General features: G+C 44.6%; 1 pseudogene. It reads left to right on the top strand.

What is annotated here, in order from left to right:
• A pseudogene (locus tag K5Y30_RS24760) lies at positions 1-215 on the top strand (Biofilm associated protein A); the annotation flags it as partial.
• Positions 216-554 lie beyond the last annotated feature (339 nt).

Here is a 554-nt window from a genome sequence, read left to right as displayed (position 1 = left end):
GTCTGTTTATCGAGGACGGTAAAACCCAGTTGATGGTGAAAGGTAACGAAGGTGATGTGGTTGAGCTCAAAGATATTCTGCCGGAAGGCAGCGATATCAGCGAATGGCAACATCAGGAAGGTACTGTGACCATTGCTGGCGTGAAATATAACGTCTACAGCCACGACGATGCAGAACTGCTGGTGCAGCAAGGAGTGAGAACTGAGCTGGTTTAACAGGAATTAGTCCATCGATAAAAACGGTTAAATAAAAGCCATCGCAGATATTGCGATGGCTTTTTATTGCCAAGAATAGATCCGAAGCGGCGCGATTTATCGTACATTGTTTATTTTAAAGACTGCCAATATCAAACCCCTTCTGTTCTCGATATTCTTCGATACCTTAACGCGACCCTTCACGACCTAACCCGGATAATTTAGTTCCGCCAAACGGTGCGGCGTCGAATGAAATTTGTGTCGGTGTCTGTTTTGCGATGGGAAAAGAAATTTTATGCTGTGCGGGAAAAGGTCGCCATGAATAGCGACCGGAATAAACATTAAATCTGGAAGTCGATA

Origin of the sequence: Pantoea sp. DY-5, from assembly GCF_019795955.1 — a bacterium.
Taxonomy (GTDB): Bacteria; Pseudomonadota; Gammaproteobacteria; order Enterobacterales; family Enterobacteriaceae; genus Pantoea; species Pantoea leporis.
The sequence above is the reverse complement of the archived record's forward strand: the minus strand, read 5'-3'. Positions and strand labels throughout refer to the sequence as shown.